Below are 12,730 nucleotides of genomic sequence, written 5' to 3' on the forward strand. Positions count from 1 at the left end.
CGGATCGCGCTGGACACTCCCACGCCGAACCGCGCCGCCGCTTGCCGCGCCGACATGCCCTCGTCCGAAGCCTTCAAGACCCGCGACCGAAGATCCCCGCTCAATGCTCTTCCCATCGTCCACCTCCATCGAGGTGGATGTTGAATCAGCACAAAACGCAGCTGTCACATCACAATCGATTCATCGATCACAGGACATGCTCTAGCGCCGGAGCCCGTCTCAAGCGAGGCGACTGCCGTAAACCCGTTGCCGGCGTCAAAATAGTAGCTGATCAGGTTAGTGTCCTTGGTTCCGTACGGGATGATCGTGTCCTGGATGACGTTGCCGGCGTAGCCGATGAACGAATCGTAGACAGTTTCATCCTTGCCGACGCGGAGACCTCCAAGCTGGATCCAGGCGAAGTTCAGGGTAACCGCCTTATTGTCCTGCACGCTGAAATCAACACCGTTCACGGTCACTTTGGTGTTGCCGAAGTTGAAACGGGTCTCGGTGTAGGTCTTCAACGTGCCAAGCTCGGTTTCCTGGCCGGTCCACGTCTTCAAATTGAAGCGGGCATTCTTGTTCCAGGTCTGCTGCTCGTCACCGTCCAAAAGGTCATGTGTCGTCGCGCCATCGAGAACGCGGCCGGCGTCGCCGAAGCTGGCGTCATAGCGGATATAGCCGCCGATGCGCAGGCAGGTCTCGGTGCCGGGAATATAGAAATAGCCGGCGCCGTAGACGTCGCAAATCTTGGCGTATTCGGCGGGTTCCGGCTCGGCGACCACAACAGCGTCGGCGGCGCGCGCGCCGGAGACCGCGACGAATGCCGCGGCTGAGCCGAGAAGAAGGCTCTTGATATTCATTTTCTGACCTCTCCAGTCAAAGTTAAAAATGGCTTTGTATCCGTGGTTGAACGGCTGAACGCCTCACCCACGTCGAAAAAGGCGCGCACCGCACCCCTCTTCAGGCGGCGAACATACTCATCCTCGTTGTAGTTTCAATGACGATTGATGAAATAATCAACGTTTGTACAACAGAACAAATCCATGTTGCACAAATATTACTTATTATTTTCTTCAGAAATCTCCCGCGGCATAAACGGGACATTGTCACAATTGTACGAAAATATACTTTCAATTATCCGGCAATCAATTGTGTTCGGCGAAAATTTCTTTTTTATGCCTTCTTTTAGGAATAAACTTCCGAAGTGGGCAGAGAAATCAAGCCAACTTTACCATCGCTGCGTGCTGTGCGGCAAGAACGACTTCCGCGACCAAATCCTGTTTGAGCATTTCAATGGGAATACGTCCGGCAAGGCCGGGCGCAGGGCCGATCAGCCACGCCCAGGCACGCCGCTGATCGGGCATCGCGAATAACACTTCGTTGATACCCGGAGCCGGCCTGCCGTCGACGAACTGCGCCAGAGGAAATACATGTTTGCGGCCACCGGTGCGCAACGCAACGACCGTGCCGCTTCGCTGCCAACGATGCAGGGTCGAGCGCGATATGCCGAAATTCTCTTGCAGGAATGTCGAGCCTGCGACCCGACCGGCCCAGTCCTCGACCCGTATCGCGTCGAGGTCGCCCGCTCCGGCTAGCGGTTGGATGTCTGCCCCTCGGCCTCCGTGCGCCGTCGACAGAGGCGTCCGGGCACTGCGTTCCATAGCTTCGGCTGCCGATATCCGCACGAACCGCAACGCCATGCCGGGCAATCTTTCCTGCATGGTGTCGATCGCCCTGATGTCGGTCGGCGCAAGCAGGGCGACGGCGGCGGCAACGGCGCCGGCGACCCTGCCCGCTGCAACGATCGCATCGCTGTTCGTCACCTTGCTTTGCCGCGTCAGCGCCCGCTCGATCTCAACAGCGACGGCGTTTGCAAACTCGATCTGACGAATGGGGTCGATGCGATTCCAAGTCCTGGTCATGTCCTAAATCTGGCTGCTTGCCCGCCTGTCCAGTTTGCTCGGAAGCGGGTCTTTCGCACAGCCTATAGGCAGGGTGTATGACGGAGAGACAACGAACGGGAACCGTGCACGATCGCAGTATCGGTAGGAGTTCCAGTCGGTCTAACTGGCCGGTTTTGCATGAAATATCGGAAATTTCTCAGAACCCGCTCGGGATTTCCCGTCGCGCCGGTACCAATGAGGAACGGGTCGACCGACGTGGTCGACCCATGGCCTCCCGGAATGATTCGGCCGGCTGTTCAAGATGCAAGTCCACCGATCGGGCAGCCCGGCGACCGCTCAGAACCCTGAGGCGACCAACAGGCCGCTCGGCGGATCGCCCAAACAGGCTCAGTGCGGAAATTCGAGCCCCATTTCGCGGTAGCGCTCGGGGTCGTCGCCCCAGTTTTCACGCACCTTGACGAACAGGAAGAGGTGCACCTTCTGTTCGAGGATGCCTGCTATTTCCATGCGTGCCGCCTGGCCGATGGCGCGGATCGTCTCGCCCTTATGGCCGAGCACGATTTTCTTCTGGCTGTCGCGCTCGACATAGATGGTCTGGTCGATGCGCACCGAGCCGTCCTTCTTCTCTTCCCATTTCTCGGTCTCGACATGGGAGGAATAGGGCAGTTCCTGATGCAGCCTGAGATAGAGCTTTTCGCGGGTGATCTCGGCGGCGAGCTGGCGCATCGGCAGGTCGGAGATCTGGTCTTCCGGGTAGTACCAGGGTCCGGCCGGCAGGGTCTCGGCGAGATAGTCGAGCAGGTCCTTGCAGCCGGATCCGGTCAGTGCCGAAACCATGAAGGTGCGCTTGAACGGCACCCTTTCGTTGGCTGCCGCCGACAATGCCAGCAGCGTCTCGTGCTTGACCCGATCGACTTTGTTGAGGATCAACACCATCGGCTGCCGGACATCCTTCAGCCGCTCGAGGATGGCGTCGGCATCGCCCCGGATGCCGCGCTCGGCGTCGATCAAGAGCAGCACGATATCGGCGTCCTTGGCACCGCCCCAGGCTGTGGTCACCATCGCCGTGTCCAGCCGGCGCTTCGGCTTGAATATGCCCGGCGTGTCGACGAAGACGATCTGCGCGTTGTTGTGGGTGGCAATGCCGCGCACGATCGCACGGGTGGTCTGCACCTTGTGGGTCACAATTGACACCTTGGCGCCGACCAATTGGTTGACCAGCGTCGATTTCCCCGCATTGGGCGCGCCGATCAGCGCGACGAAGCCGGAGCGGGTGGCGGGAGCTTCTGTTGCCGGTGCTTCGGTGGCGGTCATGCGGCACTCCCCTGATTAAGCCAGACGCCTTCCCGCTGCAGAAGTGCCGCGGCTGCAGTCTGCTCCGCCTCGCGCTTGGAGCGCCCACTGCCGGTCGCCGGCGGATAGGCGCCGACCTTGACGCTGACGGTAAACAGCGGATCGTGGTCCGGTCCCTCGCGGCTGTCGATTATGTAAACCGGCACTGCGCCTGCCGCCTGATGCGCCCATTCCTGAAGTTCGGTCTTCGCATCGCGGCGGGCGGCGTCGATGGCTTGCGAGCGCGGCTGCCAGTATCTGTGGATGAAGGCACGGGCCGCTTCCAACCCGCCGTCGAGATAGAGCACGGCGATCAGTGATTCCAGTGCATCGGCGCGCAGATTGACGCGCTTGCGCCCATCAAGGCCGCGTACGTCCGAACCGGCGCGAATGAGTTCCGGCAGGCCGATCTGCTCGGCGATTTCCGCCAGGGCCTCGGCGTTGACCAGCGCGTTCAATCTCAGCGACAGCTCACCCTCGGCAGCGTCGGGAAATGCCGCCAGCAGCATATCGGCAACGATAAGGCCGAGAACGCGGTCGCCGAGGAACTCGAAGCGTTCGTAGTCGATGCCGGCATGACTGCCGCGAGCACTGGCATGGGTCAGCGCACGCTGCAGGCGCTGATGGTCGCCAAAACTGTGGCCGGTGCGCTCCCTAAGCGCCTCGGCGAGCGCATCGGCGGTCAGCCGTTTCGTCGCCGCCATGGTCCTAATTGACGAAATGGAACAGGCGCGAGGCGCGCATCAGCGACGGCCATTTCCAGATTTCGAGCGGGCTGGCGCTGCCGGCGATGGAGAAGAAGATGAGATTGGCACGGCCGACCAGGTTCTCCTCCGGCACGAAGCCGACGGTGAAGCGGCTGTCCGACGAGTTATCGCGATTGTCGCCCATCATGAAATAGTGACCGGGCGGCACCTTGAACTCTTGGGTATTGTCGCCGATCGAAGCCTGCGTCAGGTCGAGCGTGTCGTAGGTGACGCCGTTCGGCAGCGTCTCGCGATAGACATCGACCGGGTAGGGCTCTTCGGTGATGTCGTGGTTGTCGATCTGCCCGACCTTGACGCGCGGCACACCGACGTCATTGATGAACAGCTGGCCATCCTTGACCTGGATCTTGTCGCCCGGCAGGCCGACTACTCGCTTGATATAGTCGACGGAAGGGTCCGGCGGAAACTTGAACACCACCACGTCGCCGCGCTTCGGCTCGGAGCCCCAGATGCGACCCGAAAAGATGTCCGGCCCGAACGGCAGCGAATAGCGGGAGAAGCCGTAGGACCATTTGGTGACGAAGAGATAGTCACCTTCGAGCAAAGTCGGCCGCATGGAGCCGGACGGAATCGAGAACGGCTGGAACAGGAGCGTGCGGATGACCAACGCAAGCAGCAGGGCCTGGACGATGACGCTGACGGTTTCGCCAAGTCCACCGGATTTCTTCTGGGTTTTTTCAGCCACGCTCATGTCGTCCTCGATTGTGCGTTGGATGGTATAGAGTCTCGGCGCGCGCTGGGCAACGTCATGCCGGTGGTCAGATGCAATCAATGTGGCGCTTCTTCGACCGGCAACGCTTCAATGATCACAAAAGCTTGAGCGAGCGGAAAATCATCGGTGATGGTGAGGTGGATCACGGCGCGGTGTCCTTCAGGCAGGATTTCGCCCAGCCGCGCTGCCGCCCCGTTGGTCAGCGCCATGGTCGGCTTGCCGCTGGCCAGGTTGACGACTCCCATGTCGCGCCAGAACACACCCTGAGCAAGACCGGTACCCAATGCCTTGGCGCAGGCCTCCTTGGCAGCGAAACGCTTGGCGTAGGAGGCCGCACGCGCCGCGCGGTTTTCGGAGCGCGCCTGTTCGATCTCGGTGTAGATGCGTTGGATGAAGCGCTGGCCATGACGTTCCAGCGACTTCTCGATGCGTCTGATGTCGATGAGGTCGCTGCCGATACCGATAATCATTCGGCGGGAACTTCCGGCCCGGTTTTTTCAACCTTTGCCGCTCTTTCGGCCAGACGCTTGCGGCGCTGCTCGTGGAAAGTGACCATGCCCCAGCGGGTGATGCCGTAAAACAGCAGGCCGAAAACCAGGCCGAGCGGTATTGCGCCAATCGTCATCGGCTTCAGCACCGGTCCCCACAACTGCGCAAAGGAAAGATTATGCAGCATGTCGCCGAGATGCGCCGGTGGGCCATGCGCCGGCAGGTGTTCATGCAGGATCAGCTTGCCGACCTCCCAGGACGCGGCCCATAGCAGCGGAAAGGTCAGGGGGTTGCCGAAGACCGTGCCAAGTGCTGCCGCGACCAGATTGCCGGCGATCAGCCAGCACAGGATGGCGGCAATGATGAAGTGGAAGCCAAGCGGGAAAAAAGACGCGAATACGCCCGCCGCAACACCGGCGGCCACGGCATGCGGCGTGGCCCTAAGACGCAGGATGCGTTTGGAGAAATACCGCAGCGAGCGCGAGAACGAGCGGCGCGGCCACAAGTAAGTACGCACCCGCTCGAAAAAACCATCAGGCTTGCGGCGTCGAAAAAGCACTCTGTTCCTGTTCCTAGTTCCATGAATGGCTTCGCGCCGGCTTTTCCCAGCCGGGCGCGACAGCGGTCGCCGAAAGGCAACTACCACTTTGATATAGCGATGCGCTGGCCGAAGAACAACGAGGCCGACGGCATCCGATCGGTCGCCACCTTGCGGCAGCCCTGGGTATCGCCGTTCTGAACAGGGCATGATCGCGGCGAATTTGAGGAGCGCCGCTTAGGGTCGATATTCGCTGACCTCGACGAGGTTGCCGTCCGGATCGCGAAAATAGACCGACATCATCGGGCCACGGGCGCCGACACGCTCGACCGGGCCGACCTCTATGGCTACGCCATTGGCCGCGAGGCTGGCACATATCTCGGCGAGCGGCCGGGCGGCAACGAGACAGAAATCGCCTGAGCCCGGCGTCGGCGCCTTGGCCTTCGGCTCGAAGGTGCGCCCGACCTCATGCACATTGATCTTTTGCGTTCCAAGCAGCAGCGCCGTTGGTCGGTTCGGCTCGTCGAGGCGCTTGAAGCCAAGCACGCGCTGATAGAAGGCGCAGGTGTCTTCGACGGAGCGAACCGTCAGCACAAAATGGTCGATACCGGCAATCACGGCAGCGCCTCTTGACTTGTTTTTATGCATGTCGTTGTCCCAAAACCGCTACACCATCCTCGATTCAAGCCCGAGGACAAGCTTTTGGGGCGATAGGCATCAGATGTTGCGGCTTCCCGGCTTGATCGCCGGTATGGCGGCGAGCTCGGGCGGCAGCCTGTCGGCCGGATAGGCCGGAACCTCGTATTCGGCGAGCGCGATCAGCGGCACGCCGACATCGGTCTTGCCGGCTGAGCGGTCGATGATGCACGCAGCGGCGACGACCTCCGCGCCAAGTGCGCGCAGGCAGTCGATGGTTTCGCGGATCGACAGGCCGGTGGTGACGATGTCCTCGACAATGACGACGCGCGATCCCTTGGCGATCTCGAAACGGCGGAGCCTGAATTCGCCCCCTTCCCGCTCGACCCAGATCGCCGGCGCGCCTAGATGGCGCGAGGTCTCATAGGCCGGGATCAGCCCGCCGATCGCTGGGCCGACGATATAGTCGATCCTGCCGGGCACGCCAGCGCGGATCTTTTCGGCCAGCGCCTTGCACAAGCGCTCGGTCTTGTCGGCATGCATGAAAACGCGCGCCTTCTGCAGGAAGACCGGGCTGCGCAGGCCGGACGTCAGGATGAAATGCCCTTCGAGAACGGCGCCGGCCTCGCGGAAAATGCCCAGCACTTCGTCGGTGTCCATCTCTGCCTCTTCCAACACATTGGTGGTCTAGCCGTTGACGCGTCGCGCGTCGCTGACGCTCGAATTGTCCTTTAGCTGCGATAGCAGCCGGTTCAAGTGCTTCAGGTCCCACACTTCGAGATCGATCAGCATTTCGGTGAAATCGGGCGCGGTGCGCACCATCGACAAAGTGTGGATGTTGGCGTCGTTGGATGCGACGACCTGCGCAATGTCGGCCAGCGAACCCGGTGCGTTGATGGCGGTGACCGAGACGCGCGCCGGGAACCGCTCCTTGGTGCGCTCGTCAATATCCCAGCGCACGTCGATCCAGCGCTCGGGCTGGTCGTCAAAGGCCTGCAGCGCCGGCGACTGGATCGGGTAGATGGTGATACCGGTTCCCGGCTGCACGATGCCGACGATGCGGTCGCCGGGCACCGCCCCTTCCGGTGCAAAGCGCACCGGCAGGTCGCCGCGCACGCCACGGATCGGCACCGCATCGTCGCGCGGCTGGTTCTTGTCCTTGCGTGCGGCGCGGCCCGGAATCTGGAACAGCATGCCGGCGGCGTTGCGGATCTTCGACCAGCCCTCCTCGCGCTGCTTGGGCGCGACCAGCGTGACGCGCTCGTCCTTGTAGTCGGGAAACACCGCCTTCATCACGTCGGTGGAGGCAAGTTCGCCGCGACCGACCGAGGCCAGCACATCCTCGATGTCCTTGCGCGCCAGCCGGTGCAGCACCGGCTTCAGGCTTTCCTTGGTGAAGGTCTTGCCGGACCGTTCGAAGGCGCGCTCCAGAATGCGGATACCGAGACCCGAATATTGCTTGCGAATAGCGTTCTTGGTGGCGCGGCGGATGGCCGAGCGCGCCTTGCCGGTAACGACCACCGATTCCCACGCCGCCGGCGGTACCTGTGCCTTCGAGCGGATGATCTCGACCTCGTCGCCGTTCTTCAGCTCCGTCATCAGCGGCATGATGCGGCCATTGACCTTGGCGCCGACGCAAGTGTCGCCGACGTCGGTGTGGACGGCATAGGCAAAATCGATGGGCGTTGCGCCGCGCGGCAGCGCGATCAGCATGCCCTTCGGCGTAAAGCAGAACACCTGGTCCTGGAACAGCTCCAGCTTGGTATTTTCGAGGAAATCCTCGGGATTATCACCTTCGGCAAGCTGCTCGATGGTGCGCCGCAGCCAGGCATAGGCATTGGTCTCCTTCGAGATCGCATGGGCGGCACCATTCATCTTGCCGCCGGTATCTTTATAGATCGAATGAGCGGCGACGCCGTATTCGGCAATCTTGTTCATCTGATAGGTGCGGATCTGCAATTCGACGCGCTGGCGCGACGGGCCGACGATGGTGGTGTGGATCGAGCGGTAGTCGTTCTGCTTCGGCGTCGAGATGTAGTCCTTGAAGCGGCCGGGCACCATCGACCAGGTGGTGTGGATGGCGCCGAGCGCGCGATAGCAATCGTCGACCGTCTCGACAACGACGCGGAAGCCGAAAATGTCGGACAGCTGCTCGAACGACAGCGCCTTGGCCTCCATCTTGCGGAACACCGACCACGGCTTCTTTTGCCGGCTCTTGACCTCGGCCTTGATCGAATATTTGTCGAACAGCGTGGAGAGCGCTTTCTCGATCTCGGACAGTACGCCCTTGTTGCGCTCGAAGATTTCGGCGAGCCGTGCGGTGACGGCGCGGTAGGCTTCCGGATTGATGAAGCGGAAGGCAATCTCCTCCAGCTCCTCGCGCATGCCTTGCATGCCCATACGGCCGGCCAGCGGCGCGTAGATGTCCATCGTCTCTTCGGCGATGCGCAGGCGCTTGGCTTCCGGCACATGGTCGAGGGTGCGCATATTGTGAAGGCGGTCGGCCAGCTTGACCAGAAGCACGCGAACGTCTTCCGAGATTGCCAGCAAAAGCTTGCGCAGGTTCTCCGCCTGCTCGGCCTTCTTCGAAACGAGGTCGAGCTTCTTCAGCTTGGTCAGGCCTTCGACCAGCTTGCCCATTTCCGGGCCGAACAATTCGTCGATCTCGGCCCTGGTCGCCGTGGTGTCCTCGATCGTGTCGTGCAGCAAGGCAACGGCGATCGTCGCCTCGTCCATGTGCATTTCGGTGAGGATGGCGGCGACTTCGAGCGGATGCGAGAAATAGGGATCGCCGGAGGCGCGCTTCTGGTGACCATGCTTCTGCATGGCGTAGACATAGGCCTTGTTGAGCAGCGCCTCGTTGACGTCAGGCTTGTAGCGCTGGACGCGCTCGACAAGCTCATACTGACGCATCATGGGCGGGATCTCGCAATGCTGAAATGAATCATGCGCCGCACTGACGTACGGCGCATGTCATAGATAGCCACGAAACTGCCGACGCGAAAGTGTCGGCAGTTGTTGCTAAGATCAATAATCGTCGCTTTTTTCCGGCGGCACCAGACCCTCGATGCCGGCCAACAGGTCTTCTTCGGTCATGCGATCGAAGGTGACGTTGTCCTCGGCGTCGTCGGCATCGGTGGCCGCAACAGTGCTGCCGGTCTGGTCGGCAATCGCCTCGCCATCGGCTTCCGGCTCGTCGACCTCGACATGCTTCTGCAGCGAATGGATGAGATCTTCCTTGAGGTCGTCCGGCGACAGCGTCTCTTCGGCGATTTCGCGGAGCGCAACGACCGGATTCTTGTCGTTGTCGCGAGGTACGGTAATCTGCGCGCCCTGGCTGATTTGACGGGCGCGGTGACCGGCCAGGAGCACCAGCTCGAAGCGGTTGTCGACCTTGTCGATGCAATCTTCAACGGTTACGCGGGCCATGAGTTGCCCCTTTCATGCCTGGATTTGATGGAAAACAGGCGCGGTCCATAACCCGAACGCCGCCAAAATACAAGCTTTTATGGCAGTCCGCAGCTCTGACGCAGGCCGACCGCGACGATGCACCGCCGATCACAATTGCTTGCGGTGCCGCATGACGCCTTGGATTGCCGTAAAACTGGCGTTATCTCGAACGATGAAGGCCAACAGCTCTATTATCAGACCGGCCGATAGTCGCCACGCATTTAGACGACCGCTTATTTCGAAAAAGGACATTTTTCCATGTTCGATCCTCGTGAAAAAATCGCTCTCTTTATCGACGGCGCCAATCTCTACGCCACCTCGCGCGCGCTGGGCTTTGACATCGACTACCGCAAACTTCTGTCGAGCTTCCAGAAACGCGGTTACCTGCTGCGCGCTTATTACTATACCGCGCTGGTCGAGGATCAGGAATACTCCTCGATACGGCCGCTGATCGACTGGCTCGACTATAACGGCTTCAAGGTGGTGACCAAGCCGGCCAAGGAATTCACCGACTCGACCGGTCGGCGCAAGATCAAGGGCAATATGGATATCGAGCTGACCGTCGATGCGCTGGAGCTTGCCGATGTCGTCGACCATTATGTCATCTTCTCAGGCGACGGCGATTTCCGCACGCTGGTCGAGGCGCTGCAGCGGCGCGGGCGCAAGGTGTCGATCGTCTCGACCATGGCCTCGCAACCGCCGATGATCTCCGACGATCTGCGCCGCCAGGCCGACCATTTCATCGACTTGATGACGCTCAAGAATGAAGTCGGCCGCGATCCGTCGGAGCGGCCGGTGCGCCGGCCCGAGCCGGCCGAAGTCGACGAGGAAGACTATTGACGGTCGTCGCCTTGACCGCGCCCCTGGTCGTCTCGCCGGAGCCCGATCGCAACTGCCCGCTTTGTCCGCGGCTGCACGACTTCATCGCGCAATGGCGGCAGCGCGAGCCGTCCTGGTTCAACGCGCCGGTGCCGACCTTTTTGCCACCGGAAGGCGAGGATGCGGTGCGCTTGCTGATCGTCGGGCTGGCGCCTGGCCTGCGCGGGGCGAACCGGACGGGGCGCCCCTTCACCGGCGATTATGCCGGCGACCTGCTCTACAACACGCTGATCGCGCACGGCTTTGCGCGCGGCGAATTCACGGCGCGACCAGATGACGGGCTGGAGCTTGTCGGTACGGCGATTACCAATGCTGTGCGCTGCGTGCCGCCGGACAACAAGCCGGTTGGCGCCGAGATAGCGACCTGCCGGACGTTCCTGGTGCCGACGATCGCGCGGTTTCCAAACCTGCGCGCTGTGCTGGCGCTGGGCTCGATCGCGCACCAGTCGACCGTGCGGGCGCTCGGCCAGCGCGTCGCCGTCTATCCGTTCCGGCACGGCGGCCAGCAGCAGGCCAACGGTGTCACGCTGTTTTCCAGCTACCATTGCTCGCGCTACAACACCAATACGGGCGTGCTGACGGAAGCGATGTTCGTCAACGTCTTCAGCCAGATAGAAACTTTTCTGAAGACATAGAGTCGGGCGCGGCCCGCCAGCGTACAAGGCTTAGATTCGGGCAATCGCGAACAACCAGGCCAAGAGATCCAGCAACCATAGAAACAGTGCGAACTGCAGCGCGACGCGCAGGCGTTGAATGATCCGCCAATTGCTGGCCATGTCGGATTTGATGCGCAACGTAAGCGCCCGATGCATCCCATCCACGGTTGCGGGAGGATCCTGATCGACGAAGTCCTGGAGCAGCTGCTCTGGATCGAAACGGAACGTATAGTTGTAATATGGCCACAACATAATCGCGACCGAGCAGTCCGATAAGAAAAAGCAATGTCAGCGCCAGCCAGTCCCAAGGCCCTATGCCATCCAGGAGCGCCCTGCCTCCAAGGAGAGAACTCGCGAACGCAGTTGCGAAAATCAGATTTCCAGCGCGCGTATTGAGACTTTCAACCACGCCCTGCTGGTGTTGGAGGCCGCGCCCGCCTCCGCGTAGACAAATGCCAAGCGGGGATCGCCGCCGTCCGTCGCAGCAGGCGGGGCGTTGCTGTCTTTGGCTGATGAAGGGCGCTCCGGCATCAAATGTACTTAGCACGGTGCCGCCTGCGATATGAATAGCTACATTTGCGAAGGCTTCGTCGTTCCGTCTTCGCGCCACTGAGGCTGCTCTCGCTGGACAGGAATAGCGTCAATCCGACGACATCGCTTCAGGCCCTGCGGCAAACAACGCGGCCAGCGTCGCCGGCCCACCCTGGAGAACATTCAGGTCGACGTCGCCGCTGATGCCGTCGACGCGGCCCCGGTTGTGGTACTGCCAATAGATCCAGTCGTCGTGGCCTGGCCGCAGCGCCAGCGAACGCAGCCAGCGCGGGCGGCCGGCTATCTGCCCGGCATAGGCTTGCGCCGCCTCATCGGTCACATAGAGGATCGCCGTCTTGCCGAACGCTGCCTCCACGGGGCCGAGGAAGGCGGCGAGTTCGGCGCTCAGCTGTTCGGGGGTTGGCCGCTGCGGGCAATTGCCGCCGAATTCGATGTCGACCACCGGCGGCAGCAAAGGCTGATCACGCGGCACCACCGAGATGAAATTGCGTGCCTGATCGGCACCCGGCCTGCAGAAGGTGAAGAAATGATAGGCACCGACGACAAGGCCGGCGGCGCGGGCCGCGCGCAAATTGGCGGCGAAGACATCGTCGACATGGTCGCCGCCTTCAGTTGCCTTGATAATTGCGAACGCGACATCGTCGGCGGCAACACGCCGCCAGTCGATCTGCCGCTGATGGTGAGAAACGTCGATGCCCCTGACCGGATATTTGCCGCGATCCGGAGAAAACGTCTGAAAGTAGGTATAGCCGCCGGCCAGGACGAGGCCCGCCAGGAGCAGACTGGCCGCGCCCCACAAGACGATCCGGTTTTTCAAACGAGACCTATCCCTA

General features: G+C 61.4%; 14 protein-coding genes and 2 pseudogenes. 2 read left to right on the forward strand and 14 right to left on the reverse strand.

Annotated elements, in window-relative coordinates; genetic code table 11:
- The 12 genes and pseudogenes from NKJ08_RS27470 to rpoZ all read right to left on the reverse strand — a co-directional run.
- Positions 1–116 (reverse strand): annotated as a pseudogene (locus NKJ08_RS27470) (IS630 family transposase); the annotation flags it as partial.
- Positions 117–206: 90 nt separating this feature from the next.
- Positions 207–842 (reverse strand): annotated as a pseudogene (locus NKJ08_RS27475) (porin); the annotation flags it as partial.
- A gap of 357 nt (positions 843–1,199) precedes the next feature.
- Complete coding sequence (locus NKJ08_RS27480; protein ID WP_352530334.1) at positions 1,200–1,904, reverse strand: antitoxin Xre/MbcA/ParS-like domain-containing protein; 705 nt, start codon at positions 1,902–1,904, stop codon at positions 1,200–1,202.
- Positions 1,905–2,273: 369 nt separating this feature from the next.
- On the reverse strand, positions 2,274–3,200 hold the full coding sequence (gene era, locus NKJ08_RS27485) for a GTPase Era (RefSeq protein ID WP_352530336.1): 927 nt from the start codon (positions 3,198–3,200) through the stop codon (positions 2,274–2,276).
- Positions 3,197–3,922, reverse strand: a complete 726-nt coding sequence (gene rnc / locus NKJ08_RS27490) for a ribonuclease III (protein ID WP_352530338.1) — start codon at positions 3,920–3,922, stop codon at positions 3,197–3,199. The genes era and rnc overlap by 4 nt, the downstream gene beginning before the upstream one ends.
- A gap of 4 nt (positions 3,923–3,926) precedes the next feature.
- The gene (gene lepB, locus NKJ08_RS27495; RefSeq protein WP_352530340.1) at positions 3,927–4,676 is read right to left on the reverse strand and encodes a signal peptidase I; all 750 of its coding nucleotides are present in this window, start codon (positions 4,674–4,676) and stop codon (positions 3,927–3,929) included.
- A gap of 77 nt (positions 4,677–4,753) precedes the next feature.
- A complete protein-coding gene (gene acpS, locus NKJ08_RS27500) occupies positions 4,754–5,167 on the reverse strand; it encodes a holo-ACP synthase (protein WP_352530342.1) in 414 nt (137 codons plus the stop codon).
- Positions 5,164–5,745, reverse strand: coding sequence for a DUF2062 domain-containing protein (locus NKJ08_RS27505; RefSeq protein ID WP_352530344.1), 582 nt, complete (start codon positions 5,743–5,745; stop codon positions 5,164–5,166). Before NKJ08_RS27505 ends, acpS begins: the two co-directional genes overlap by 4 nt.
- Positions 5,746–5,961: 216 nt before the next feature.
- Positions 5,962–6,372, reverse strand: a complete 411-nt coding sequence (locus NKJ08_RS27510; RefSeq protein WP_352530346.1) for a VOC family protein — start codon at positions 6,370–6,372, stop codon at positions 5,962–5,964.
- A gap of 69 nt (positions 6,373–6,441) precedes the next feature.
- Positions 6,442–7,020 carry an orotate phosphoribosyltransferase gene (pyrE, locus tag NKJ08_RS27515; RefSeq protein ID WP_352530348.1) on the reverse strand — a complete coding sequence of 193 codons (579 nt, stop codon included), beginning with the start codon at positions 7,018–7,020 and terminating at the stop codon, positions 6,442–6,444.
- 27 nt (positions 7,021–7,047) lie between these two features.
- A complete protein-coding gene (locus NKJ08_RS27520) occupies positions 7,048–9,276 on the reverse strand; it encodes a RelA/SpoT family protein (protein ID WP_352530350.1) in 2,229 nt (742 codons plus the stop codon).
- A 111-nt stretch (positions 9,277–9,387) separates the two neighbouring features.
- Positions 9,388–9,789, reverse strand: a complete 402-nt coding sequence (gene rpoZ / locus NKJ08_RS27525; protein WP_352530352.1) for a DNA-directed RNA polymerase subunit omega — start codon at positions 9,787–9,789, stop codon at positions 9,388–9,390.
- Positions 9,790–10,068: 279 nt separating this feature from the next.
- Here rpoZ and NKJ08_RS27530 point away from each other — a divergent pair, with 279 nt between their 5' ends.
- Positions 10,069–10,650 carry a LabA-like NYN domain-containing protein gene (locus NKJ08_RS27530; protein WP_292657898.1) on the forward strand — a complete coding sequence of 194 codons (582 nt, stop codon included), beginning with the start codon at positions 10,069–10,071 and terminating at the stop codon, positions 10,648–10,650.
- On the forward strand, positions 10,647–11,324 hold the full coding sequence (locus NKJ08_RS27535; protein WP_352530354.1) for a uracil-DNA glycosylase: 678 nt from the start codon (positions 10,647–10,649) through the stop codon (positions 11,322–11,324). The genes NKJ08_RS27530 and NKJ08_RS27535 overlap by 4 nt, the downstream gene beginning before the upstream one ends.
- A gap of 30 nt (positions 11,325–11,354) precedes the next feature.
- On the opposite strand, the gene NKJ08_RS27540 is transcribed toward NKJ08_RS27535, so the two are convergent.
- Both NKJ08_RS27540 and NKJ08_RS27545 read right to left on the reverse strand, forming a co-directional pair.
- Complete coding sequence (locus NKJ08_RS27540; protein WP_352778137.1) at positions 11,355–11,597, reverse strand: hypothetical protein; 243 nt, start codon at positions 11,595–11,597, stop codon at positions 11,355–11,357.
- A 388-nt stretch (positions 11,598–11,985) separates the two neighbouring features.
- Positions 11,986–12,714: a glycoside hydrolase family 25 protein gene (locus NKJ08_RS27545; protein ID WP_352530358.1), complete on the reverse strand. Its 729-nt coding sequence runs from the start codon at positions 12,712–12,714 to the stop codon at positions 11,986–11,988.
- Between the last annotated feature and the right edge of the window lie 16 nt (positions 12,715–12,730).

Origin of the sequence: Mesorhizobium sp. M0244, from assembly GCF_040321795.1 — a bacterium.
Lineage (GTDB): Bacteria > Pseudomonadota > Alphaproteobacteria > Rhizobiales > Rhizobiaceae > Mesorhizobium.

What these genes read in the sequence shown, in the direction of transcription:
- NKJ08_RS27480 (WP_352530334.1), bottom strand. Translation starts at nt 1,904, where the DNA reads ATGACCAGGACTTGGAATCGCATCGACCCCATTCGTCAGATCGAGTTT.
- lepB (WP_352530340.1), bottom strand. Translation starts at nt 4,676, where the DNA reads ATGAGCGTGGCTGAAAAAACCCAGAAGAAATCCGGTGGACTTGGCGAA.
- rnc (WP_352530338.1), bottom strand. Translation starts at nt 3,922, where the DNA reads ATGGCGGCGACGAAACGGCTGACCGCCGATGCGCTCGCCGAGGCGCTT.
- pyrE (WP_352530348.1), bottom strand. Translation starts at nt 7,020, where the DNA reads ATGGACACCGACGAAGTGCTGGGCATTTTCCGCGAGGCCGGCGCCGTT.
- NKJ08_RS27520 (WP_352530350.1), bottom strand. Translation starts at nt 9,276, where the DNA reads ATGATGCGTCAGTATGAGCTTGTCGAGCGCGTCCAGCGCTACAAGCCT.
- era (WP_352530336.1), bottom strand. Translation starts at nt 3,200, where the DNA reads ATGACCGCCACCGAAGCACCGGCAACAGAAGCTCCCGCCACCCGCTCC.
- acpS (WP_352530342.1), bottom strand. Translation starts at nt 5,167, where the DNA reads ATGATTATCGGTATCGGCAGCGACCTCATCGACATCAGACGCATCGAG.
- NKJ08_RS27510 (WP_352530346.1), bottom strand. Translation starts at nt 6,372, where the DNA reads ATGCATAAAAACAAGTCAAGAGGCGCTGCCGTGATTGCCGGTATCGAC.
- rpoZ (WP_352530352.1), bottom strand. Translation starts at nt 9,789, where the DNA reads ATGGCCCGCGTAACCGTTGAAGATTGCATCGACAAGGTCGACAACCGC.
- NKJ08_RS27540 (WP_352778137.1), bottom strand. Translation starts at nt 11,597, where the DNA reads ATGTTGTGGCCATATTACAACTATACGTTCCGTTTCGATCCAGAGCAG.
- NKJ08_RS27530 (WP_292657898.1), top strand. Translation starts at nt 10,069, where the DNA reads ATGTTCGATCCTCGTGAAAAAATCGCTCTCTTTATCGACGGCGCCAAT.